This is a genomic window from Mucilaginibacter phenanthrenivorans (assembly GCF_024721155.1).
Lineage (GTDB): Bacteria > Bacteroidota > Bacteroidia > Sphingobacteriales > Sphingobacteriaceae > Mucilaginibacter > Mucilaginibacter phenanthrenivorans.
On record NZ_JAHVAP010000006.1, the window covers coordinates 317691 to 342365 of the forward strand.

Consider the following 24675-nt stretch of genomic DNA (forward strand, 5'->3'; position numbering starts at 1 on the left):
AGGAGCTTATGCGTTTTTAACCAGAATTGATTCCATAACATCAGCTGCGTCCTCACACATATCAGTTGCCGTTTCAAGTGCAGAGAGGATCTCCTTATACTTAATAAGACGGATCGCGTCTTTTTCATATAGGAAAAGATCAGCGACCGCACGATCAAAAACATAATCGGCCTGGTTTTCAACACTGTTTATCCTGATGCAGGAATCAGCAATATTACGCACATTTTTCAAATCCTTCAATTCGCGCACTGCTTTTTCAAGATCGATGCTGGCCTGCAGGGTAAGTTCAGAAAGCTTGCGGATGTGTTCGTTATAATCATCAATACGGTAAAGGCTCATGCGGTTTGCCGCACCCTGGATATAATCGGCTACGTCATCAATCGCTGATGATAACGCGTGGATATCCTCACGGTCAAACGGGGTAATAAAGTTTTTACCGAGCTCCAAATGTACCTGGTGGGTAATTTCGTCGCCCTTGTTCTCCAATTTATCAATTTGTTTAAACAACTCTTCGCGGGTGTCCGGAATATTTGAATTTACGGCCTCGACCAGTATAGTTGCCATGGCTACAACGTTGGCTGCAGCCTGTTCAAATAGCGGGAAAAATACCTTCTTATCCTTCGGAACAAAATATTGAAAGATGCTGTTTAGTGACATAATTTATTATGAATTTGGGCAAAGGTAACTTTGCAATGTTAAGTTAATGTTAACTTTTTAGATTTGGTATGTTAGGTAAATGTAAAGTCTGCTTTGAACGCTGCAGCGTAAAGCCAAATGTAGACCCCAAACCTTCGGTGCTGCGTACGTTAATGGTTTGTTCATGCGCCTCGATAATATGCTTTACTATTGCAAGCCCCAAACCTGATCCTCCAATCTGCCTGGACCGGCTGGTGTCTGTCCTAAAAAAGCGTTCAAACAGCCTTGGAAGAAACTTTTCCTCAATGCCGATACCATCGTCAGTTACTTCAACCAGCACCTGGTCATGCAACTCAAATAAACTTACCGAGGTGTTCCCTCCCTCGTTTCCATATTTAAACGAATTGTCGATCAGGTTAACCAACACTTGCCTTATCTTTTCACGATCGGCATTTACCAATATCGGCTCGTCGTATTTTTGCTTAAATATTAATTTAATATTATGCTGCCTGGCTTTAAGCTCCAGTGATTCAAAAACCTCCTTGATCAGGTCGTTTATTTTAAAGCGCGTAAGGTTTATTGGGATTTCGCCTGATTCCAGCTTGGAGATCTCGTCCAGATCCTTGATTAGGTAGCTTAACCTGTCTACATTTTTTGCTGCCTTGGCTAAAAACTGCTTAGCCATGTCCTTGTCCTCGAAGTCGTCGTCCTGAAGCGCCTCTATATACCCCTGTATGGCAAACAATGGGGTTTTAAATTCGTGCGAAATATTGGATAAAAAATCCCGGCGGAACTTCTCCTGCTTGCGCAACTCATCAATCTCGCTCTTTTTCTCCTTGGCCCACTCCTTTACTTCGGTTTCCACATCGTTGATAGGATCGGCGCTCACATGTTCACCAAGAGCATCGCGCAGGTCGCGGCCAAGCTTTAAATTGTGGATCAGCTTATAGATGAGCTTTATCTTGGAATAAACGTATTTTTCTATCAGGTAATAGAAAACCAGGAAGCTGGTAATAATGGTAATAAAAAAGGTTAAGGCAACATTATACCAACTGTGCTGAAAATAATAATTTACAGCCGAAAGTGTAACGGCAACGGCCGCTGCATTGATTAAAACAAGGATACGAAGTTTCATAATCGTAAAGATACGATTCGTGATGCGAGGTTGACAATTAGCAGGTGGTTATTAAATTGTTAAGGCGGGGTTGAGGCCGGGGGCCGATAGGTGCAAGGAGAAATTAGATACATGTCAGTGTATCACCAATTAAACTACATTAATGGCGCGTGGCATCCCTCAAAGTTTTATTCAAATTACCTGTTCGGTTAACTATTATTGTTAAATGCTACCAGCCAAACAAAGCAAAACAAGCAAAAGTACAAAGGCGAGGATAAGACGGAACTCCTTTTTAAAAAGAGACTTAAATAAATGTAAAGGTTTTTTCATAATATTATTATTGTTGCAACAATGAATAGAATGATGAATAATATCTTTAATATTTATGGCAAATATATAAAAAACCCATACGCCAAACAATAATATGTTTATATGATAGAGCGAGGATTGCAGACCGATGCATTAGGTATCCAATCTCTATAAAGATAGCCCAAAGATTATCCTGTTACTTGACCTCCGCTTCAACATTAACAGTAACTTCATCAGATAATACCAGGCTGCTGGTGCCCACCCCATAATCGAGACGATTTATTTTAAAGCCGCCCTTAAATGTTGTTCCGGTTGCTGTTTGAGTAAACGAAAAAGGAATGTCAACCTGTTTAGTTTTACCCTTTAGCGTGAGGTTAAATTTTCCGGTATAATTATCGCCGCTCTTGTGCTTAATTGAAATTGATTTTAGGGTAATCTTCGGGTAATGTGCTATATCAAAAAAATCTTCGCCTTTTAAATGCTCGTCCCTGCTGGAGTTGTCGGTATTAATCGTGTTGACATCAACAGAAGCTTCAATAGTGCTTGCCGCAGGATCTGCAGCATCAAAATGCACATCGGCCTGCAATCCCCCAATAGTTCCGTCTACTCCTATCCCCATATTCCTGGTTTTAAAAGTAATCGCTGAACGGGTAACCGTATTGTTTGAACTAGTAAAGGCACTCGCGGTTATTATAATAAGCAATATGGGCAGCAGTAATTTTTTCATTGTACTAATTAACGCATTTTGTTTAGAATGATTATAAACGCAGGTGATTTTTACAGTTGGATCATGAAAAAACAGAAAGGTTTAGTTGATCATTAAACAAATCAAAAAGCAAAATCTCAATCAAAACTCCACATGCGCTCTTATAGAAAACACATTGACAGGCCCCCGGTCCTTGTTATAAGCAGGATTAAGAATAAACTGGTAATCAGGCGTTAAAAAGAATTTATTTTGAAATGCGTTAACTTTATAATAAAGCTCGGCTATCATTTCGGGAGCGTAGTTTAGTTTCCCGTCTCCTATTAAAAAACCGTAACCACCAGCTGCTAAATAATTACGGTGCGGCCCTGATAAGCCGTTGCCAATAAATGCCAGGCCAACCTCATCATCGCTTCGTTTCCACGAAGAACCTTTTAACACACCGCCAAAGGATACAGATCTGTCAATTTCGGTAAAGAACCATGTTTGGGTGTGCCCGTCATTATAGCTTGCTTTGGCAAACACACCAAAATCTTTACTTAAATATTGATCTGCACTTATGCCGAATCCGTATTTGTGCCTGCCGTATGCTTGTGTAGTGTCAACATTTGGCGCGGTAGGGTTTTGGGCGATAGCAAGGTTATAATTACCAAACTTTCCATTGTTCCTGAACCCTAAAATTCGCACAGTGCCCTGTTGCCCGTTAAGGGTATATCGCTTTTCATATTCGAGAGTTTGGGTATTAGCCTTGCCGACCTTGGCATCCCAAATAGATGAATTGGCCTGCGTAACCACCATTGTTAAGGCAAATCGCAATGTCCAGGTGGGCTGTCCCAACTCCGTTACCACGCCCATCGTATAGCCCCGGGTATTAGCTGGATAATCCCATGCGCCATTATCCATCAACGCCCAGTTCATAAATTGTGTACGCGGGTCATGGCTGAAGTTATTGCCGTCAAAAAAATCAGCCATTCCAAACTTGCCGGCGGCTATTGAAAAATAACGCTTGCTTTTAAATCCGCCTAAAACGTTTGCATCACTTTTTATGGTATCTTTTTCAGTTCCCCATTCAAAGTTTTGTTTAAAGTAAAGCCGGGCTATATAAATTTTTGGTTCGGCGGCCCCAACCCTGAAAGTTTCGCCATTTGGAAAGCCGGCAATACCCAAAGTTTTGCTTAAACCTGCGCCACCGGAGATCTCCGGATTAAAGTAAGCCTCAGCTCCCTTCCACAACCTTGCCGCACCAAAAAAGGTGGAGGTTATGGAGCTTTGTGTTTCCTCTTTAGTTGATAAACTGTTAAGTCCGCTGTAATCGGCGCTAAACCCGGGTTTGTACTGGGTTATAATTGTCTGCTGAAAGTGGAAGCTGAAACGCTCCTGTTTTACTGTATCCTGCGCGGCTGAAAGTTTAACAATAGCAATTAGCAGTAAAAAGAATAGTATGTGTTTTTTCATAAAAGGGCAAAAGTAAGTTTTTGATATAAAGCAGATATTTAATTAATGTAAAGGCAACACGATTGCAATTATTTAAGCAAATCTAATAATAAATTTAGACAAGTCTAAATTTATTATTTTAAAAAACGTGCCGACAGCTGTAAGTAACTGTATTGCAGCCAAATTGTTCTTTATAAATAATTAAGAAAAGGCTTAGCGGCACTCCGAATAAAACTGTTCCAAATAGCCCAGCATAAAGTTATGGCGCTGTTCAGCCAGCTTTTTACCTGTGGCCGTATTCATTTTGTCCTTAAGCAATAGCAGTTTTTCGTAAAAATGATTGATGGATGGCGCATTGGTATTTTTGTATTCCTCCTTGGTCATGGTTAGATTCGGCTCAATCTCCGGGTTATAAATCTCCCTCCCTTTAAAACCGCCGTAATTAAAGGCGCGTGCTATACCTATGGCGCCAAGCGCATCCAGGCGATCGGCATCCTGCACGATATCAAGCTCCATTGATTTAAAAGCGGCTTTATCAAAGCTGGATTTAAAGGAGATATGCCTGATTATTTGTTGAACGTGCCGAATACGTTCTTCATCAATATTAATACCTTCCAGGAAATCTCCGGCCAATTTCGGCCCTATCTCTTCGTCACCATTATTGAATTTACTGTCGGCAATATCATGTAATAATGCAGCAAGTTCAACGGTTAATAAGTCAGCCTGCTCCGCCTGGGCGATAAGCTTTGCGTTTGTCCAAACACGTTGAATATGCCACCAGTCATGCCCGCCTTCTGCATCTTTAAGCGTTTGGCGAACAAACGCCACCGTTTTATCAATAATCTCCTCGTGATTCATCCTTATATTAATTGGCTATAATTTCAACTTCAGCAACCGGACTAAATAAATATACACGTTTTGAACTTACCTCGATGCATTTATAGCGCTTCCGCAGCTTCTCTTCCTTGCTAAAAATGCGACCATCTTTTAACTTGAACATTGCCTTCATGGGCAGCTTCTCAACTGTAATTGCCGATTCTTTTGGCGCATCATATTGCCGGAGTGAACGGTATAGATTCAAATCGGAACAACTGGATGCGGCCGGGTTATCCAAATAGCTAACAATGGCGCGTTTTACATCCGCCGGAAAGATCTCCTTTTCAAAAAAAGGCTGCATCATCCGCTTAAAGTTCAACTTCCATTCAGTGCCATGCGGTTTGGCCTTATGTTTATGCTCGTTCCAGGTATGCAGGTGCGCAAATTCGTGCACTGTGGTAACCAGGAATGCATAAGGGTTCAGATCAAAATTTACCGAGATGCGGTGGCCTTTGCCGGAGTGCGGTGGCCTGTAGTCGCCAAACTTGGTGTTGCGATTGCGCGAAATTTTAAATTCGCATTTAAAGTAGTCGATCCAGCGGCCAATGAGCGGGGCAGCATCAGGTGGAAGGTACCTTTCTAAAACTTTTACTTTATCCAATTTTTACCTCGTTGCAAAGATAGGGGAAAAAGCAGAAAGACGAAAGCTGAAAGCGTAAAGCAAAATGCGAAAAGTTAGATACTTGATTATAAGAGCAACGGGAAAGCTTAGGCTTTTTGCTTTCAGCTTACTTCAGCAAATTATACGCTAACAAGCTCGCCGCATAGGCCAACACCGTCATGTAAGCAAACTGGATAGCCGGCCAGCGCCAGTTCTTGGTTTCGCGGTAAACTACTGCCACTGTGCTGGCGCACTGCATAGCGAAGGCATAAAACATCATCAATGAAAATGCAACCGCCAATGAAAATACAGGTTTCCCTGTTTCCGGGTTTTTAGCCGAACCCATTTTCTTTTGTACCGATTCTATTTTGTCGGCATTGCCATCAACACTATAAATAGTGGCCATAGTGCCTACAAACACTTCGCGTGCTGCAAAGGACGTGATTAAAGCGATCCCTATCTTCCAGTCGAAACCCAGGGGCTTAATCACCGGCTCAATTACATGACCCAATACCCCTGCGTATGAGTTTTCAAGCTTTTCGGAGTTGATGGCTTTGGTAAGCTCATCCGGCTTAAGCTGTTTGGTATACTCGGGTTGCTGATATTTTTGTTCAATTCGGGCAAAGCGGTCGCCGGGGCCGTAAGATGCCAATACCCAAAGTATTACCGATACGGCTATAATAACCTTACCCGCCTGTAAAACAAATGCCTTCGACCGGTCATACATGCTGAAGGCAACATTATTCCATCTTGGCATGCGGTAAACCGGCAGTTCCATTATAAAGTAACCACGCTCGCGGCCCTTTAGGATCAGCTTAAATGCAAACGCTACTATTATGGCCGAGATCAGGCTGAAGATATACATCCCGGTAAGCGCCAGGCCTTGCAGGTTAAATACCCACCATACATTCCTGTTAGGCACTACCAGGCCAATCAGCAGCACATAAATAGGCAATCGCGCCGAGCAGGTCACCAATGGCGTAACCATTATGGTGATCATCCTGTCCTTCCAATTCTCGATGGTACGTGTACTCATGATAGACGGCACTGCGCAGGCAAAGCCGCCGATAAGCGGCACTACTGATTTGCCGTTAAGGCCAACCTTGCGCATCAACTTATCCATCATAAACGTAACGCGCGACATGTAGCCTGTATCTTCCAATATCGAAATAAAAGCAAAAAGAATAGCGATCTGCGGGATGAAAACCATTACGCCGCTCAATCCGCCGATTACGCCGTCAACCAGCAAGCACACTAACGGGCCGGCGGGTAAAATTTGATGTAATGAGTTTTGCGTCCATGCAAACAGGTCGCCAATCTTCTCCATTGGGTAAGCCGACCATGAAAATATCGACTGGAACATAAACAACAGTATTCCGAGGAATATGACAAAGCCAAAGATCTTATGCGTAAGTACCTTATCTATCTTGTTGCTTATGGATTCGTCCTGTGCTGTTTCAGGAATTTTCACCGTATCGTAAAGCAGGTCATTAATAAAGTTATACCTGGCAATGGTTTCCGTAGCTTGGGATTTCTGCGAATGGAATGAAAATTCATGTTCCAGTTCTTCTATCCGGTCGCTTTCAGCGGGGGTTAAAAACTTTACGGTTTCATGCTGATGGGCAAGCTGCAGGGCAAAGTACGGATTATCAAGTTTTAAGTCTTCACTTATCTGAGCTATCAGCTGCGGTGCAATAGCTTCCACATCAATGGATGGCTCTTGCAGGGCAATTTTGTTGGCAAAGGTTATTGTCTGTTTTAACTTATCAATTCCCTCAACCTTACGGGCCGAAATAGGAACCACCGGTACGCCCAGCTTTTTGGCAAACAGATCGATATCTATGGTAATGCCTGCCTTTTTCGACAGGTCGATCATATTCAGTGCAATAATGACCGGGATCTTCAGATCGGCTACCTGGGTATAGAGCAGTAAGTTTCTTTTTAGATTTGTTGCGTCGATAATCACAACAACCAGGTCAGGCGTGTGCGCGTTGGACCTGTCGGCCAATACAGAAAATACGATAGACTCATCCTGGCTTTTAGGATATAGGCTGTAAGTACCGGGAAGATCTATAATTTCGGCGGTGCGGCCATCGGGCAGGGAGCAATAACCGGTTTTTTTGTCAACCGTAACCCCAGGAAAATTTCCTATTTTTTGATTTAAACCGGTTAATGTATTAAAGAGAGTTGATTTACCGGTGTTTGGATTTCCTACAAGTGCAACTCTTATATCGGCTTTCAATGTTAAAGTGCTACTGCAGAATTATTGTAGAAGCTTCAAATTTGCGCAGGCTAAGCTGGTAGCCGGAAACATTGATAGCAATAGGGTCGCCCATTGGCGCAATACGCGATACGGTGATCGGTTCACCCGGTAAACATCCCATTTCCATCAATTTTACTGACATTTCTAAGTCGGTAAATTCCTTTACAATCCCAATTTCGCCTGGTACAAGTTCTGAAAGCGTCATATCTTTATTTAAAACTTAGGCCAAATGTATTGCTTATTTAAATTAAATCCAAATAAGAAGAAGCGAAATTTACATGAGGAATACTTATTTTATGATAATTATGCCGGGGGTGCTTTTAGCAGGTGCTCCCACCTTGGTTATCTTGTAAATAAGCTTCACATAAAAATACCGTCCTATGGTATTGGTCTGGTCGTTTTGTACGATGCCGGTAGTAGTTATGTTGCGTTGAATCCCGGAGTTTTGGTTCAGGATATCAAAAGCGTTTAGCGAGAAGGTAAGGTTTTGTTTTTTAAGGAAGGTACGCTCCAGCCCGGCATTCCAGATATAGAACGAAGTATTAGCGCTCGCCGGGGTTCCCCTGAACAGGCGCTGGGTAACGTCGCTAAAGATCCGCCAATCTTTTATCGGTTTTACACTTGCAGTAAACGAGTTGTTATAGGTAAAATAATGCTGGTCGGCCATCGATTGGAAGGAATTCTTCGCGCTGCTATAGGTGGAATATGTGCGTAAGGTCAATTGCCAAACATCATTATCGTAATTACTTCCAAGGCTTAGGCCGGGCGAGAAACGGCGTACAGCATTTTCATTATCGTTTATGAAATTTACAAACCTGTTAACACTGCCATTTAATCCTATGTTTAACTTCAGTCCCTTTATTTTTGTAGGCTTGCCAAAATTAAAGCCAAAATTGGAACTGTAATTACCATCCGTGTTGATCGGTTTTGATGTGGTTATACCATTAGCGTCAATAGTACTTGCTGTAGAAAATCCGTTCCACGTGGGTGTGAAATTTCCGTAGAAATTAAAGTAGTAGTTGTTCTTCAGGTCGAAGTAGTTGTAATTAACATTGGTGTTTAACGACCGTGACATCACCAGGTTAGGGTTTCCCTGTTTGATATAAAGCGGGTCAGTGTTATTAAATACCGGCTGCAGGTCAGTAGCTGATGGCAGGGTAACATCCGTGCCGACACTTAAATACAAATTTGGCCCGTTCTGTTTGCGGTACGAAAAGGTAGCGTTTGGCACCAGTGCAAAAGCATCCCTTTTCACGGTGCTGAATTTATTATTGCTTGTAAAATCGCCCTGCAAACCCAGATCAGCAACGGCAAAGTTCACGTTTACGGTAATATTATCTGTTGATTTATTTAATCCCGCCGTGGTTGTGTAGCGCCAGTTGCGGTTATTGAAATTGCCGCTAAGCAAGGGGTCGATAATTTCGTACTTTCCGGTTGCTCCATTATAATCCAGCGTATATTGATCGGCAATTTGCTTGCGATAATCAAAGCTTTGGCTAAGCGTAAGGTTTACTTTTTGCTTCGCACTTAATTGCCTCACGTATGATGCCGTTCCCGAAAAAAAGGTGGCGTTATTATCCTGGCTTGCCTGCTGGTTAAGATCTGAATTTGGCTGCCCGCTTGCAAAATACCGCGAGGAAGATATATTGGTATAGTCGTAATCTGACTTCGAATAATTGCCATTTGCAAAAAAGTTTACCGAGCCCTTTCCGTTATGTAGTTTGTGATTTACAGAGAACTGGCCGCCATAAGCGGGACTGGTTTTCCGGCCATTCAACATCTGGCTTATATTATTCACGCTATCCATGGACCCATTTAATGTATTTGAAAACAGCGATGAGTTATTTTTATTAAGTGTGGTGCTTATGCTTGGCTTAAATTTAAGATTGGTTAAACTATCCATCTTGTAATCAAAGCTAAAATTCAAGCGGTAGCTGTTAAGGGTGTTGTTTCCGCCTGTCAGTTGTTTGGTGAACAGGTTATTTGGATTATCCTGCAGATCTGAAAGCTTTACCAGCTTGTTTGAAGAGATCACTGAAATAAGATTGACGTTAAATTTAAGCTGTTCCTTCTTCCCGTAAATATCAGAGTAGTTGATACCCCCGCTATGGTTGGTGATCAAGCCGTCATTAACACCTGAGAACGCTCCATTTACATTTGCCCGCCCGCTGCTGTTAATCGAAATAGAGGTACTTCCGTTTCCACTTGAGAACGCATCAAATACATTACCGCCGGTAAAATTATTCAGGTCGTCAAAGCTAAAACCCGATTCGTTGACATTATTGCTCAGGAACAGGAACGACAATTGTTTTTTATTATCAAAGTGATTGAGGTTAAATTGCCCAAGGTAACGATCCTGCGTGCCGCCGGCAGCCGTCGCATTGCCGAACCAGCCCTTCTTTTTATCGGCCTTTAACGTAACGTTTACTACCTTATCGCGCTGACCATCGTCAATGCCTGTGTTTTTTGTTTTATCGGTTTTGTCATCAATTACCTGCACTTTATCAATTGCATCAGCGGGCAAATTTTTGGTTGCCGCTTTAGGGTCGTTCCCGAAAAACTCACGCCCATCAACCATCACCTTCTTTACATCCTTTCCGCCCGTGGTTACTTTGCCGTCCTTGTCAACGTCCATCCCGGGGATCTTTTTAAGCAATTGCTCCAAATTATCGTTGGCTTGTGTTTTAAACGAGCCCGCGTTGAATTCCACCGTATCTTTTTTTATGGTGACAGGCGCCTTTTCGCCCTTAACAGCAACCTCGTTCAAATTACGAATATCCTTAACCATTGTTAATGCCCCGAAATCAATAGCTGGCTTGGCTGTTGTAATAGTGAACGCACGTACATAGTTTTTTAAGCCGAGTCGCGAAGCGATAAGGCGGTAACTCCCATTCTTAAGATCGCTTATTTCAAATGCTCCATTCTTATCAGATACCGCGCTCTTTTCCAGCAAGGAGTCTGCGGCGTTTACTACGGATATTGTTGCGTAATCAATGGCTTTGCCTGCTTCATCAACAAGTTTTCCCTTTACCTGCCGTTTTATTTGTTGGGCAGATGTCGTGAATGATAATAGAATGATTGCAAGAACGGTAACTGTGGCGTAAAGGTTTTTTGTCATAAATGTTAAAACTAAATTCAGCAGCGAAATAACAGCAACTAAATTACGAAATTATCGTATATCTACGATTATTTCGTAGTAAAAAATGCTTGTTTTAACATTTTTTAACAAAATGAACTAAGAAATGACCGGGAATTTAACGCCGAAAGGGGCACAGCCGCCGTGCGGCGACCAGGAAGGCAGTGCATTGCTGCAATACGTTTACGAAATAAGCTCGGGGGATTGTACGGGTGGATGAGATTTTATTTGCCCAAATGTAGGACAGCCGCAGCCTTTATGAAAAATACCGCATGATGAAAGGGCAAGCGTTGCCAAAAGCCCTATTAGTATTAGTTTACTTCTTTTCATAACTTAAAGCGTTTACCGTTATAAATATACTAAAAGCCGCCATTAATGTTCCTATAACATCAGCAAACAGATCGTTCCATTCGGCACTGCGCCAGGTAAAGAAATATTTTTGCAAAATTTCTATGAGCCCGCCGTAAACAATGGCAATAATGGTTATCAGCAATAACGTTTTATACGACACCGTGTAGGCCGATTGTTGCCTTATATAACCGGCGGCAATAAAGACTATCATTACAAAAAAGAAACCGCAATGTACCAGCTTGTCAAAACCAGGAAAAAATAAAGGCGATTCAGAAATCTCTCCCAGTTTCGCAGTGCACATTATTAAAATAAATAAGGCCCACAAAAGAGCGGGCCAGTAATATTTAATAAATGTACTCATTAAGCCCCAACAAGCGATTGATAACTATCTGCGGATAATAAAGAATCAACAGCAGAGGCATCTGATAGTGTAACTTTAACCATCCATCCTTCGCCATAAGGGTCGGAGTTTACCAATTCAGGCTGTTTGTCCAGCGCTGGATTAAGCTCAGTTATAGTCCCGGTAACCGGCATAAACAGATCTGAAACAGTTTTAACTGCCTCAACGGTACCAAAAACTTCGTCTTTGGCAACTTCCTTTCCTAACGAAGAGATATCTATGTAAACAATATCTCCTAATTCGCGCTGTGCAAACTCAGTGATGCCAATATAAGCGATATCGCCTTCAACTTTAATCCACTCGTGGTCTTTGGTGTATTTTAATCCTGCAGGAAACTCCATAGTTTTTTAATTTATGGCCCAAAAATAATAAAACTTTGAGCTAACGCAATAAATAACAGCTTATAAAAATTCCATTGAATGATGGTAACATCCGGCATCCGAAACTAAACCGTATATAGTTTGTTAATCAGGCACCTCCGAATAATATAATTATGAATAAAGCAACGCTTTTGACAATCGTAATACCGGTTATGCTGGCAACGCAGGCTTGTAATAGAAGTTCCAGCCATGATGACGATATGGTTGATATTGACAGCAGTGCCAGTGCATTAAATGATACCGCACCGAAACTTAATATTGCTGTTGAAAAAGGCGACGCTCAATTTATAGTTGATGCCGCCGGCAGTGGTATGGAAGAAGTAGCGCTGGGGAAACTCGCACAACAAAAAGCCACTGATCTCCGGATTAAAAATTTCGGTAAAATGATGGCTGCAAATCATTCCAAATTAACCGATGGAATAAAAGTTCTTGCAGCAACAAAGAAAATCGCAATCCCAATTGCCCCGAATACCGATGAACAAAGAACAATCATCGAACTTTCAAGGAAAACAGGGGGCGAATTTGACAAAGCGTATATTAAAAACATGATCGCCAATCATGAAAAGGATATCAGCACATTTGATGCGGCATCAAAAAATTGCCAGGACCCGGAAATAAAAGCATTCGCTAAAAAAATGCTGCCTATTTTACAGACGCACCTTGATGCTATAAATACTATAAAAGAAAGTATGGATTAAGTTTTAATTGATTGGTTTTAAGATCCGGTTCCACCTGATCTTGTCAAGGAACGTTCCGGTTGAATCAATACTCATCCAGGTGATCATCGCCTTACCCACTACATGGTCTTCAGGCACATATCCCCAAAAACGTGAATCGAGTGAATTATGGCGATTGTCGCCCATCATCCAGTAGTAGTTCATTTTAAAGGTATAGTTTTCAGCCTTTTTCCCGTTTATTAAAACATCCTTACCGTTTATAGCTACCTTATTGTTCTCATACAATTCAATCGCTCTGCGGTACAGCGCCATGGTCGAATCATTTAGAGGGACGGTCATGCCGCGTTTTGGCATCACCAGGGGACCAAAGTTATCCTGGTTCCATTTGAATTTCTCATTATGCGGAAATACAGAAGCATCATAATTTCCTGCCGGTTCAATAACAGGTGTTACGCTTTTTATATTTGAATAACTTTTAAAGGTTGCCAAATTCGCTTTAGGAATAATCATCTCATAAGTGTTAGCATCCTTCTGGCCCCGTAGGTCAATGCTCAAATCATGATAAATCTGCGGGTTAATTTCAGTACCGTTGGTCACCACATCGTACGATGTTTGCGCCTTTTCGGCATTGGGCGCGGCCTTACCGTTAATAAATACTTGCCCGTTTACAATGGTAAGCTTGTCGCCCGGTATTGCCTGGCAGCGTTTAATAAGATTTGTGCGGGCATCAACCGGCCTGTTGTACGATGGATCCGCCTCTTCCGGTTTGTTAAAAACCACAATATCGCCCTTCTTAATTTCGGTTAGGCCGGGCAGGCGAAAGTAAGGTAGCTTAATGCCGTCCCAGTAAGTTTTAATGTTATATTTTGTAATGGTCGATTCCAAAAAAGGTATCGAAACCGGGGTAAAAGGCATCCTGGGGCCATAACTTATCTTACTAACGAACAAATAATCGCCGGTAAGTAACGTACCCTCCATTGATCCCGACGGGATCGCATATGCAGAAAATAATAGACCACGGATAATAGTCGATGCTACCAGTGCAAATAAAATAGCATCGGCCCATTCACGAGTCTTTGATTTTTTCGGTTTGTTACTGTCGGTTTTCTTTTTGAAGGGAAGTTTCCAGTTCATATCCAGGGTTTTGTAGGAGATTTGACTTTGAGATTGAAGTTTTGTTACAGGGTATGCTATTTTATTCCCCTACCCTTTATTTACAATCCATAACTTAGCGCCTTTAAATATGAGTACGTTAAAGATAGTTTCCCTGCTTCCCTCGGCAACCGAGATAGTCTGCCTTTTGGGGCTTGAACAAAACCTGGTGGGGCGGTCGCATGAGTGTGATTTCCCTGAATCGGTAACGCAATTGCCGATATGTTCGGAAGCAAATTTTCCTGACAATTTAAGCAGCGCGGCTATTGACGTAAAGGTGAAGGAGATTTTGGCCGATGCCCTATCCGTTTATACCGTGAAGCGTGAGGTAATTAAAGAACTTGAACCCGATGTAGTAATTACCCAGGCGCAGTGCGAGGTGTGCGCTGTGTCTCTACAGGAGGTTGAAGAAGCACTTGAAAATTACCTGGACAAAGAAGCAAAGATCGTGTCCCTGCAACCCAATAGCCTGGATGATATTTTCAATGATATTAAAACAGTTGCCACAGCTCTAAATGTAACCCACCAAGGTGATGAAGTGATTGAAGTGTTACAGGAGCGTGTCGACATCATCCGCCATAAATTAAAATTCAGCGACAGCAAGCCAACGGTTGCCTGCATAGAATGGCTGGAGCCGATGATGCTGTCGGGCAATTGGGTACCTGAGCTGGTAAGTTTAGCCGGCGGGACAAATATATTGACCGAGGCCGGCAAACATTCACCTTATGTACATTGGGACAACATCCGGTTGCACGATCCGGAACTGATACTTGTAATGCCTTGCGGCTTTTCCATAGAACGTACATTAAAGGAAGTTGATATTTTATTACAATTACCAGGTTTCAATGAACTAAAGGCCGTAAAAAACAACCGCGTTTATATTGTTGATGGCAACCAATATTTTAACCGCCCCGGCCCGAGGATAGTTGATTCCATCGAGATCCTTGCCGAGATCATTCATCCAAAGCAATTCATTTTTGGCTATGAGGGTGATGGATGGATCAGGTTTGGGGTGTAAAATAACCGTTTTGTTTATCTCCTGGTTCGGTTATATTTTACCGATATTTGATCGGTATTAACTACGCTTGCTGCAAAACAAATAATGATATCTATTTGCCGGCAAATTACGTAAGAAATACTTATTGAAGACTTAAAACTAATTGATAGTTGATTTAATCTGATTTTTTTACTTCCAGTAAGAAAACAGCTGATTTGATTAACTGATAGCATTGTTGATTTAACCTGAAGCAAAGATTTCCTGGTTATATTTTACTTTTTCGCACCGGAGGCTACTCTGGTCTATCAGTCTATTTTATTGATTTTGGAGGGTGATCGTGAATTGGGAAAAAAATCCGATAAATGGAAGACTATGTAAAAAAAGGCCGACCCGAATTAAGGCTTCGGGCCTACAGGGCAATTGACGAGCCGGAAACCTGTGAGTTATTTATTAAAGGGCATACAGCTGTTTTGACCAGTATAGGGGTTACAAAGGTTACCTCCTCTAAAAATGGATGGGCCAAAAACCCCGCTGTTTTTGTAATAGTTGTAGAATCAATAGATGGAAAAACTTTATATGGAGGCGCGAGGGTACACGTTGCCGGCGGGTCAGAACCATTACCTATTGAGCAAGCTACAGGGACAATGGATCCGGGGATATTTGAACTTGTTTGGGAATTTTCAAAACAAGGTACAGGCGAGATCTGCGGTTTATGGAATTCGCAGGAACTTGCCGGATATGGAATAGGAACACCTTTGCTGATCCGTACGCTAATTGCAATTTCATCACAAATTGGTTTGCAATCGCTCTTCGCATTATGTGCGCCTTATACGGTAAAGCCTGTTGTAAATTGCGGGATGGTGCTAATAGATAGTGTAGGCAATAATGGAACCTTTTATTACCCCAAACTTGACCTTATTGCAACTGCAATGATCTTAAAAGATGTTTCGGATTTGAGCCTGGCTGCTGAAGAGGATAAGCTTGCCATATTGCAAATGAGAGCTAACCCCGATAGCTTAAAGATCCATGAATTAAAGGAAAAAGAGATAACTATAGATTTTGAACTTAGTATCCCACACCTGGATAAATGGGATCTATCCCAGACTATTGCAGCAGCAGAAAGCAATTTTTTTAAATCGGAAATTCACGAAGAAAGCAATAGCTTTTAATAAATTTACTTGATCAAACCATGGAAAACAAACACTACGATATCAATTATCTGCAAAACTCAAGACGTTTGCTGATAAACTTAAAAGAGCATTCTTATAAGTTTTTTAGAAGCATAAATAATGGAACTATTATTGACCTGGGATGCGGAGCCGGGAATGACGTTATTGAACTGGCGAAAATAACCGGAAAAGATCTTAAAATAATTGGGGTTGATCATGACCCCGTTATGCTGCAAAAAGCAAAAGAAGATTCGAAGGAGATCAACAATGTTGATTTCATACTATCGGAAGCCTGCCCATTGCCATTTGAAGATGGAACAATATCAGGACTTAGAACCGAGCGCCTGATCCAGCATCTCAAGAATCCCGAAAAAGTTATCGCCGAGATTAACAGGATCCTGAAGAAGGACCAACCTTTGGTAATTATTGAAACGGATTGGAACAGCTTATCCTTCTATACTGAATTTGTTGAGACGCAAAAAAACGTGAACACCTACTTAACAAATGTTAAAGTAAACAATGGCTTTGCTGCAGAAAAGCTTATTAACTATTTGCAGTTGAGCAATTTCAGGGACATTAAGTTCGAAATTCATCCTTTTGTTGTTAATACTTTAAAAGAGGCAAATGAATATTTCTGGATTGAAAAGATGATACAGGAGGCTGTTGAAAAAGGCTATATTAAGGAGCAGGAATATCATGCTTTTTATAAAGCATTGCAAAAGGCCGATGATGAAAACCATTTCGCCTGCTCCATCAATCTCGTATTGGCGTCATGCATTAAATAGATAAACAATATGTGTAAACACTTTTTCAGGTTACTGATCTGTTTTTCTTTCCTTTTTTTAAGCACCGGTGCAAGCGCTGATGTGATTGTCAGTAATTCTCAAGGCAGAATTATGATCGGCAGGCAAATTTCGGTACTGCAAAGCAAACAGGAGCTTGCCTTTAAAGATGTAATAGCGTCGGCAGGGTTTAAAAAATATGATAAAGATGTTCCTAATCTTGGATTTTCTGCAGTTAGTACCTGGATCAGATTTACTGTAACCAATCAAACCCAAACGCCGGATCTTCTTTTGGATATAGCATACCCTATACTTGATGAAGTGGAACTTTTTACGCCGGATGCTCAAAATCAGTATAATAGTATTTTGATGGGCGAGATCAGGAATTTCAATGCCCGCAAATACCAACATCCTGATTACATTTTTGATCTTAATGTTCCTTATAATACCACTAAAACTTATTACCTGCGAATTAAAAGTTCGGAACAATTAATATTACCTATTTCGGTTAATCAAAAAACGGACTTATGGCAATTTCTAAGTAAGGAAAACCAGCTAACGGGGATCTTTGTCGGAGCGGTGTTAATTATGTTTTTGTATAACCTCTTTATCTTTTTCACAGTTAGGGATAAAAGCTATTTATATTATGTTGTTTACGTAGCCTCTGTTGGTTTAACACAAATTGGCATAAAAGGATTTACATTTCAGTATCTATGGGGAAACTTTCCGGCATTTGAATTAAAGAGTGTAATTCTTTTTGCGTGCTTAGGTGCAATAGCCGCTACGCTGTTTACCAGGTCATTTCTTTTAACGCGGGAAAGAGCGAGAAAATTTGACGTAGTTCTTATCATCGTTATTATTCTTCAGGCCATAGCATTTTTAATTACGCTTGCCGGCAAAGTACAGGTTGGGTTCCAGCTCATGCAGATGTCAACCACCTTATTTGCTTTTAGTATTCTCATAGGATCTGCTATTGTAATGAGAAATGGATATCGGCCGGCAAAGTTTGTGTTCTTTTCATGGTCGGTTTTACTCATAGGGGCCATCATCTTTGCCCTAAAAGATAACGGCATTTTGCCATATAATACGTTTACCAGCTATTCCATGCAGGGAGCCTCTGTAATAGAAATGGCATTGCTATCCTTTGGTTTGGCCGACAGGATAAACATTTTAAAAAGAGAAAAAGCAGCATCGCAAGCAGAAGCCCTGAATATTGCCATGGAAAATGAACGCATTATAAGGGAGCAAAATGTGGTATTGGAATTAAAGGTAAATGAACGTACCGTTGAGTTAAGCGAATCAAATCTTGAACTGAATAAAACGCTTGATGATTTAAAGCAAACGCAAAGCCAGTTGGTTGAATCTGAAAAAATGGCTTCTCTTGGCCAGTTAACTGCAGGAATAGCGCATGAGATTAATAACCCCATAAACTTTGTTACTTCAAACATAAAACCCTTAAACAGGGATATTGAATTAATATTGGAAGCGCTTACCGTTATTGAAAATGTGGGGCTCTCCGATTCTACCACTGCTGATAAGCAAAAACAAATAAGGGAATACAAAGAAGAATTGGATTTTGATTATCTAACAGTAGAAATCAAGCACCTTATAAAAGGGATTAATGAAGGTGCCACCCGCACCGCTGAAATTGTTAAAAGCCTGAAAATTTTCTCGCGCCTGGATGAAGACAACCTGAAAAAGACTGATATCAATGAGGGTCTTGACTCAACCCTGGTTATAGCAAATAATATGCTAAACAATAAAATAAAAGTTATTAAAAAATATGGAGATCTGCCAAATGTAGAATGCTATGCAGGAAAGTTAAACCAGGTATTTTTAAATATTATTGCCAATGCAATTTATGCAGTGCATAAAAAATTCGGTGAAAATGAAGGTGGTGAAATAACTGTCCTGACAAGCCATGACGAAAAAAATGTATTTATAAAATTTAAAGATAACGGGACCGGCATGGATGCTAAAACTCAAAAAAAGATCTTTGAACCATTTTTTACCACCAAAGATGTAGGGGAAGGCACTGGATTAGGGATGTCAATTGCATACAATACCATTAAAAAACATAATGGCACTATAAGTGTTAATAGTGTGCCGGGAGAAGGAACCGAGTTTGTTTTACAAATACCCATAAATACATAAATTTTAAAGGGTTGAATAAAGCACGTATTGTTTTCGTGTAATATGTATTAACACTGTTAAGGTCAGACAACCAGCCAATTAAGTGACACCGGTCATTTACATTATTGACAGCTATCACTCATTTACCGATACCGATCATTTTTTACCCCCAAATTGTATCTTACATTTGATAATAAATAAAATGAATGCTTTAGAATTGGGTTACCTAAACTGAGACACTGTGGCTGAAAAAATAAAAATTTTATATGTGGATGATGAACCTGAGAACCTGGTAGGTTTTAAGGCATCATTAAGACTTGATTATCAAATCTTCACCGCAGTAAATATACCCGAAGCCATACGTTACCTGGATAAAGATCCTGAAATAAGGGTGATTTTTTGTGACCAGCGAATGCCGGGCAAAACAGGGGTTGATTTTTTTGAAGAAATCCGGATTACCCACCCTCTTCCCGTACGGATCATGCTCACAGCTTACACGGATGTTGATTCGATAATTGACGCTATTAATAAAGGGCACATATTCAGGTATGTAAGAAAGCCGTGGATAGAAGCCGATATCATCTGGGCTATTGACGAGGCCAATAAGTTTTACATGGCCAATTCAATGCTTGCAATTAAAAACGATGAGTTGCAAAAAGCATATAATGAACTAAATAAGTTTGCCTATAGCGTTAGCCACGATATCAGGGGCCCATTGTCGGGGATTTTGGGGGCCATTAATCTTGCAAGGGATGTAGACGATGTTGATGAGATGAAAGAGATGCTGTTTTTAATGGAAAAATCGGTGACAAAACTGAATACCTATGTTTTAAGCATGCATGACTATTATAGCTTGCAAAGAGGAGAGTTAAAGATAACAGAAATTGATTTTAATAACATTATGGATGAACTAAAAGCCATATATTCTGTAAACTCAAAAATAAATCATGTTACGTTTAAAGTGAATGTTAAGCAGGACGAAGTTTTTTTCAGCGATAAAGCTCCATTAAGGCTTATTTTAAATAATCTTTTATCAAATGCGTTTAAATACCAGGATAAAAGCAGTAAAAATAAATCTGTTGAGGTAGACATTGAGATAAAGAAAAGCGAGGCGGTAATTTATATAAGAGATACCGGGATAGGCATTTTAGCAAGTCACCTTGGAGAAATATTTAACCTTTTCTTCCGCTCAAATTCGCTCGAAGTAGGGTCTGGTTTTGGGTTATACAATGTAAAAAGTGCATTAGTAAAATTAAATGGTCATATTGAAGTCGACTCTGTTTTGCACCAGGGAACAACTTTTAAAGTAACAATCCCCTCCACGTGATGAAAGCAGAATTTTCTTTTATAATTATTGATGATAGTGAGCTTGATTGCTTTGTTACAAAAAAGTTTTTGGAGCGTACCAACAAAAACTTCGTTATTGAGATTTTTAATAATGCAGAACATGCGCTGGATACAATCGGTAAAAACCATAGTTTGGAGGGAGATCTGCCCACTATAATTTTACTTGATTTGCAAATGCCGCGGATGAATGGTTTTAAGTTTGTCGAAGAGTTTGAAAAACTTTCGCCTGAAATTCAAAAGAATTATATAATTATTATATTAACTGTATTATCACCCTCAAGAGACCCAAAAGATTTATACGGAATTTTCACCTATAGAAAAATAAACAGCATCGTGGAAAAACCCCTCACAAAAGATAAACTAAACTCGCTACTCAACGAAGTGAGGATGGGGAGCATTAAATAAAGGCCTAAGAAAGCAGCTTTTGTCGAAGTAAAAACTCTAACTGATCATTAGATACTTCCAGTTTTTTATTTGTTTCTTTTAACTCGGCTCTTTCAAGATATTTTGCATATGCCGCTTGTATAGTTAGATCCAATTCTTCTTCATTCCATGGCTTGGAGAGGTAATGAAAAATTTTTCCCTTATTAACTGCATCTACCACAGCCTCCATATCGGCGTAACCCGTTAAGAGGAGCCGCATCGGGTCTGGGTACTTTTCTAATACTTTCTCTAAAAATTCAACGCCTGTCATTTCCGGCATCCGCTGATCAGTAATAATAATGTGGACCAAACTTTTTCCCAAAATCTCTAAAGCCGCGTCGCCGCTCAGCGCAGTAAGTACATTATATTTTATCCTGAAAGTAGCCTTGAAAGAAAATAAATTATTTTCTTCATCATCTACATAAAGTATAGTTATTTTATCAGCCGGCATATTATTAAACTGCAATACATCCTGTACACTAAGTTATAAAAAATAAGCCTATTCCATTTATTTATTTGAACATATTTGCTTACTCCCCATTATCCTCCGTCTCCTTTATCTCATCATCCTTTTTCGCTTTGCCCAGCCTGATCTTCGGATTTGCCTGTGTACCCGTGATGGTCATCGGGATACCGAAAATACCGAACGGTGGCAGCCCTAACCGGAACTGCAAATTCAGTACATTATCAAAGCTTACCTGCCCCGAAAACTTTAACCTAAAGCCGGCCATGCGCATTTTGGTTTGCTTTATGGTGATGATGTTATTGGCGATGGTAGTTTCAATATTCACCTTGGATACATCGCCGCTGTCAATTTTATGGTCAGTCTTACTGCCTACTGCGCCGAAAAGATGGAACCCATGCACTGATACCTTTTTAACCGAAAGCACACCACCACCCTTTAAGGAAGGATAAACCGGGTACATATTGCTGTTCAACCTGCCGCTCAATTGGTAATCAAGCGATACCAACCCCTCCGCACTTTTGGCCGATGAGGCCATATCATGGAATAGCTTAATTTCGTTATAGGCTCTTTTTATATCAAACTCCTTCGCGCTGATGTGGTAGTCAAACGTGGCCTTTTTCGTGCTTTGGCTGCTGTAGGTTGCATCCATGATTACGGGCGCGCCAATTATAGTAAAGCCCGTTTGTTTCAAAACGATGTTGCCGTTTGTAATGGCCATCTGGCCTTTTGCATCAGTTAATTCAAGTCCGTTATATTTTACCTTCTTCACATCGGCAGTAAGGTTCAGATCAAGTATTTTAGGCACCATGATCACCCCGGTTGAAGCTGAGCCCGGGTGACCGCTTTGGGTTGGAGAGGAGCTGGCAAAAGCCATAAAATCATCCGCTACAATGTTCGGGCTACCGAAATTTAGATCGCCTTTGAGCGTAGCGCCCGGCTTGGTTGCATACTCAATTACGTTTGACAATGCGCCGTTTAACGTGATTATTGATTTGCCGTAAGTTGCGGTAAATGCGTCGAAGTTCATCTTATCCTGCTTAAAGCTAAACGTACCGTTCTTAATCAGGAATGGCTTCGGGAAAAGGTCAGATGTAACCGCAAGCTCCTTTACCTGCATACTGCCGGAGTTATTCAGTTTTGCGTAATTACCTGCTGCGGCATCGCTTTGCTTGCCTTTTAATGCGAGTTTGGTTTTTATCTGCCCTTTTACATTGTAGCCTTTAACTGCAAATACCTGGTAAATTTTACCTATGTCAAGCGTGCCTTGCGATGCAATGTTGTACTCGATGTTATTGAAATTCTTCAGGTCGGCCCTAAAGGTAAAGGGCTTGCCCTCAAACACAAACGAAACAGGCTTGATGCTAACCTTCATTCCTGCCAGTGAACCATTGTTATTTACAATATTGGTATTTACCTGGATGTTTTGAATAGGATGCGGATAATACTTTGTCTGGATTACCCCGTCTTTAAGCTGAACGTTAATTTTTGTAGTTGGAAAGATCTTTTTCGCGGGCAGGTATTTGCCTTTGGTTTGCAGATCAGCATTCAGGTTTCCGGCAAGGGATACGCCCAAACTGTCTATCGGGTAAACCTTTTTGATGTCAGCCATATTGAACTTTGCCTTTAAATCGGCATCCATCGGAAAACCCGGTTCGGCATTCATTTTAAAGTGTCCCTTTATAAAATTTTCAAGCACGTTGGCGTTCAAATTATCTATTGAGAAACTGGTATGCTGGTAATTATTATCCGGGCAAACCACGCTCATGTCAAAGCTGATATTTTTTACAGCTTCGGGCACGCTTGCGTATTTAATATAGCCGTTCCTGAATGTAGACTGTACATTGAATTTTGGAATACTCGTAATAACGGTGTCCGCCTTATGTTTTTTTATGCGATGGATGACAGTTGCATATTTTCCCTGGGCTAATAAGTGCAAAGTATACTGTCCCTTCAGGCTTACGGGCATTTTGCCAAACGCCGTATTCCATTTTTCCAGGTCCATTTCTGTATTCAGTTTGGCGTAAACAATTGGAGCTTTTGTCCCTTTAACTTTTACTACCGAATTCAAATAATCCCTGCCCATATTAAAATGCAGTGAATCAAGATTCACCTTCAAGCTATCCGGATCGAGACCGGGCAGTTGGGTATCAAAATCAACATATAAATTACTGATGGGAGTTGGCGTTTTTGGGCTATTGATATAACCATTACGAACTTTGATATTCAGGCTCAGATCGGGCAGTGTGCTGTCTGCAGCATTGTATAAACCGGCCAGGCGGAACTTGATATTTCCGGTGCCCTTTATTTCTGTTTTATCAAGCCCTTTCAAATAGGCAGGCGGCAAAGCATTTATGACGTCACGAAGTTGGCTATCCTTTGAATTGATGTTAAAATCCATGCTGTAACCCTTCTTCAGGAAAGCAAATTTTCCGATGAAATTAACAGGCAGGGTATTTAACAGCAGGTCGTTTTTCTGGAAGACAAATGCCAGCGATTTGGTATTTATCTGCGTTATCAGATCAGCATTCAGCTTTTTCGATAGCACGTAAGGAACATCGTTATAATAAAAATCAACCGACTGCATTTCGGTGTGGGTGTGGAGGTCAAATACGTCCTTTGTCAAATCACCCTGGCCGGTATAATTTACACCGCGGGCAACAAACTTCACTGGTATCGACGGATCATTATAAACAAACCTGCTGTTTTCAATCAGGATCTGGTCTATCCCCAGCGATGCACTGCTCGTATCTGCAGCTCCCGCGCCTTTGTTGGCAGCAGATTTATAAACGTTATAGTTTACATGCCCTGCAGTGTCCGATTGGATATTGATAAAGGCATTGCTCAAAAAGATCTTGTTGATGGTAAGCTTTTTCTCAAACAATGTACTCAAATCAATCCCGAACGAAACTTCCTTGGCTGCCACCAGCGTGTCTTTTTGAAAGGGGGCGCTGCCTTTTAAGTCCAGGTCGTACAGGGTTAGCGTAAGATTTGGGAAGTGCTTAAAGAACGATAATCCTGTTTTAGAAAACTCCAACTGGCCATTTATACTCCCGTTAGCCCACTGTTTTATTTTATTACTAACTGTTTGAGGGAATAAAATGGGCAGCGCGAATAAAAGTATCAGCAGCGTACCGATGGTTATACCGGTTATTTTTAGGGTTTTAATAATGGTTTTCCTGATGGATATACTCATAGACTTAATTGTGAGCGGCAAAAAAGGTTAGCGAAATCTTTATGTTTAAGATTAAACACAGCTAAAATAACGATTTGAAAGGTAACCCGGCAAAAAGCGTCAATATTTAACATTCGGTTAACCCGTGAAACAA

The 24675-nt window shown here is 40.8% G+C and carries 21 protein-coding genes; 7 read left to right on the forward strand and 14 right to left on the reverse strand.

Annotated features, from left to right (window positions below):
- Positions 1-6: 6 nt before the first annotated feature.
- From KXD93_RS16890 to gcvH, 11 genes are all read right to left on the reverse strand, one after another.
- Complete coding sequence (locus KXD93_RS16890; RefSeq protein WP_258138461.1) at positions 7-657, reverse strand: DUF47 domain-containing protein; 651 nt, start codon at positions 655-657, stop codon at positions 7-9.
- 49 nt (positions 658-706) lie between these two features.
- On the reverse strand, positions 707-1771 hold the full coding sequence (locus KXD93_RS16895) for a sensor histidine kinase (RefSeq protein ID WP_258138462.1): 1065 nt from the start codon (positions 1769-1771) through the stop codon (positions 707-709).
- 484 nt (positions 1772-2255) lie between these two features.
- Positions 2256-2786, reverse strand: coding sequence for a YceI family protein (locus tag KXD93_RS16900; RefSeq protein WP_258138463.1), 531 nt, complete (start codon positions 2784-2786; stop codon positions 2256-2258).
- A gap of 120 nt (positions 2787-2906) precedes the next feature.
- Positions 2907-4217, reverse strand: a complete 1311-nt coding sequence (locus KXD93_RS16905; protein ID WP_258138464.1) for a carbohydrate porin — start codon at positions 4215-4217, stop codon at positions 2907-2909.
- 192 nt (positions 4218-4409) lie between these two features.
- Complete coding sequence (locus KXD93_RS16910) at positions 4410-5054, reverse strand: HD domain-containing protein (RefSeq protein ID WP_258138466.1); 645 nt, start codon at positions 5052-5054, stop codon at positions 4410-4412.
- Positions 5055-5061: 7 nt separating this feature from the next.
- Positions 5062-5673 carry a SprT-like domain-containing protein gene (locus tag KXD93_RS16915; protein ID WP_258138467.1) on the reverse strand — a complete coding sequence of 204 codons (612 nt, stop codon included), beginning with the start codon at positions 5671-5673 and terminating at the stop codon, positions 5062-5064.
- Positions 5674-5800: 127 nt separating this feature from the next.
- The gene (feoB, locus tag KXD93_RS16920) at positions 5801-7915 is read right to left on the reverse strand and encodes a ferrous iron transport protein B (RefSeq protein ID WP_258138468.1); all 2115 of its coding nucleotides are present in this window, start codon (positions 7913-7915) and stop codon (positions 5801-5803) included.
- A gap of 10 nt (positions 7916-7925) precedes the next feature.
- Complete coding sequence (locus KXD93_RS16925) at positions 7926-8141, reverse strand: FeoA family protein (RefSeq protein ID WP_258138469.1); 216 nt, start codon at positions 8139-8141, stop codon at positions 7926-7928.
- An 84-nt stretch (positions 8142-8225) separates the two neighbouring features.
- On the reverse strand, positions 8226-11054 hold the full coding sequence (locus KXD93_RS16930) for a TonB-dependent receptor (RefSeq protein ID WP_258138470.1): 2829 nt from the start codon (positions 11052-11054) through the stop codon (positions 8226-8228).
- A 334-nt stretch (positions 11055-11388) separates the two neighbouring features.
- Positions 11389-11724: a VanZ family protein gene (locus KXD93_RS16935; RefSeq protein WP_258138471.1), complete on the reverse strand. Its 336-nt coding sequence runs from the start codon at positions 11722-11724 to the stop codon at positions 11389-11391.
- A gap of 59 nt (positions 11725-11783) precedes the next feature.
- The gene (gcvH, locus tag KXD93_RS16940) at positions 11784-12164 is read right to left on the reverse strand and encodes a glycine cleavage system protein GcvH (RefSeq protein ID WP_258138472.1); all 381 of its coding nucleotides are present in this window, start codon (positions 12162-12164) and stop codon (positions 11784-11786) included.
- A gap of 152 nt (positions 12165-12316) precedes the next feature.
- Between gcvH and KXD93_RS16945 the strand changes: the two genes are divergently transcribed.
- On the forward strand, positions 12317-12901 hold the full coding sequence (locus KXD93_RS16945) for a DUF4142 domain-containing protein (RefSeq protein ID WP_258138474.1): 585 nt from the start codon (positions 12317-12319) through the stop codon (positions 12899-12901).
- Between the two features lie 3 nt (positions 12902-12904).
- Here the strand turns inward: KXD93_RS16945 and lepB are convergent, their stop codons facing one another.
- The gene (gene lepB, locus KXD93_RS16950) at positions 12905-14014 is read right to left on the reverse strand and encodes a signal peptidase I (protein ID WP_258138475.1); all 1110 of its coding nucleotides are present in this window, start codon (positions 14012-14014) and stop codon (positions 12905-12907) included.
- Positions 14015-14123: 109 nt separating this feature from the next.
- Here lepB and KXD93_RS16955 point away from each other — a divergent pair, with 109 nt between their 5' ends.
- From KXD93_RS16955 to KXD93_RS16980, 6 genes are all read left to right on the forward strand, one after another.
- Complete coding sequence (locus tag KXD93_RS16955; protein WP_258138476.1) at positions 14124-15050, forward strand: BtuF-related (seleno)protein; 927 nt, start codon at positions 14124-14126, stop codon at positions 15048-15050.
- A gap of 341 nt (positions 15051-15391) precedes the next feature.
- The gene (locus KXD93_RS16960; protein WP_258138477.1) at positions 15392-16198 is read left to right on the forward strand and encodes a hypothetical protein; all 807 of its coding nucleotides are present in this window, start codon (positions 15392-15394) and stop codon (positions 16196-16198) included.
- A 20-nt stretch (positions 16199-16218) separates the two neighbouring features.
- Positions 16219-16983: a methyltransferase domain-containing protein gene (locus KXD93_RS16965; protein ID WP_258138478.1), complete on the forward strand. Its 765-nt coding sequence runs from the start codon at positions 16219-16221 to the stop codon at positions 16981-16983.
- Positions 16984-16992: 9 nt separating this feature from the next.
- On the forward strand, positions 16993-19134 hold the full coding sequence (locus KXD93_RS16970; protein ID WP_258138479.1) for a sensor histidine kinase: 2142 nt from the start codon (positions 16993-16995) through the stop codon (positions 19132-19134).
- Positions 19135-19354: 220 nt separating this feature from the next.
- The gene (locus KXD93_RS16975; protein ID WP_258138480.1) at positions 19355-20440 is read left to right on the forward strand and encodes a hybrid sensor histidine kinase/response regulator; all 1086 of its coding nucleotides are present in this window, start codon (positions 19355-19357) and stop codon (positions 20438-20440) included.
- Complete coding sequence (locus KXD93_RS16980) at positions 20440-20865, forward strand: response regulator (protein WP_258138481.1); 426 nt, start codon at positions 20440-20442, stop codon at positions 20863-20865. The genes KXD93_RS16975 and KXD93_RS16980 overlap by 1 nt, the downstream gene beginning before the upstream one ends.
- Positions 20866-20869: 4 nt before the next feature.
- Here KXD93_RS16980 and KXD93_RS16985 read toward each other — a convergent pair whose 3' ends face one another.
- Complete coding sequence (locus KXD93_RS16985; protein ID WP_258138482.1) at positions 20870-21334, reverse strand: response regulator; 465 nt, start codon at positions 21332-21334, stop codon at positions 20870-20872.
- Positions 21335-21413: 79 nt separating this feature from the next.
- A complete protein-coding gene (locus tag KXD93_RS16990) occupies positions 21414-24542 on the reverse strand; it encodes an AsmA family protein (RefSeq protein ID WP_258138483.1) in 3129 nt (1042 codons plus the stop codon).
- Between the last annotated feature and the right edge of the window lie 133 nt (positions 24543-24675).